This window comes from Oleiphilus sp. HI0043 (genome assembly GCF_001634935.1).
Map to the genome: position 1 here is coordinate 1 of NZ_LWEY01001672.1, position 776 is coordinate 776.

The window sequence follows — 776 nt, forward strand, 5'->3', positions numbered from 1 at the left end:
AAACTATGCGACAGACTCCTTAAGCAATGCGATATCTGACGATAATGGCGACTTTGAATTCGCGATTTTCACTGATCAGCCAGTCGACATTATGCTTACGCCTCCGGGAGCACGTAACGACCTAGCTGTGACAACTATCCAGGATTTCAGTATCAGTGAAGATACACGTCAAAACTTCACTTTAGTCGAAGGTGTATCCCTTTCAGGTGTCTTGCAGGATACGCAGGGTCGACCTATAGACAATACAAAACTCAGCTTGCACCTCCAGGAAAATGACGCCCAAGTTGGCGGCGCTGTTTATACAGACGAAAATGGTACTTATCAATTTCAGGTAGAGGCAGGCACGTACAAAATTAAGCCTCATTTAAACCCCTTTGGTCGCGGCGAAGATTCAAGACCCACCTATCCCTTACCTGATTTTGCAACGGTGTTGTTTGCTGAAGAAAATATTGTTGTTGAGTCTGCTACGGTTCAAGATGTGATCTTGCCAATGGCTGTTTTGAGTGGAACCATTAGCGACAAAAACGGCTCACCAGTTGCCGCTACGCGCGTGACAATTAGCCATATCGCGTATCAGCAAAACGGAAACAGTGACACCGGTTTTTATTTGGAAAGTCAGGGCAAGTCGCCTGCGACCCATGCTTTGAGTGACGCTAACGGTGAGTTTGCATTAGCGCTGTTTACTAATCAAAGTACTGATATTAATTTTGTGCCGCCGCTAGGCAATCAGCTTGTTAGTAGCACCCTAATTAGTGATTATGTCATTACGCAGGATA

The 776-nt window shown here is 45.4% G+C and carries 1 protein-coding gene; it reads left to right on the plus strand.

The window, feature by feature from the left end; translation table 11 throughout:
- A partial coding sequence (locus tag A3729_RS25425; RefSeq protein WP_197476087.1) for a carboxypeptidase-like regulatory domain-containing protein occupies nucleotides 1–776 on the plus strand: 776 nt, incomplete at both ends.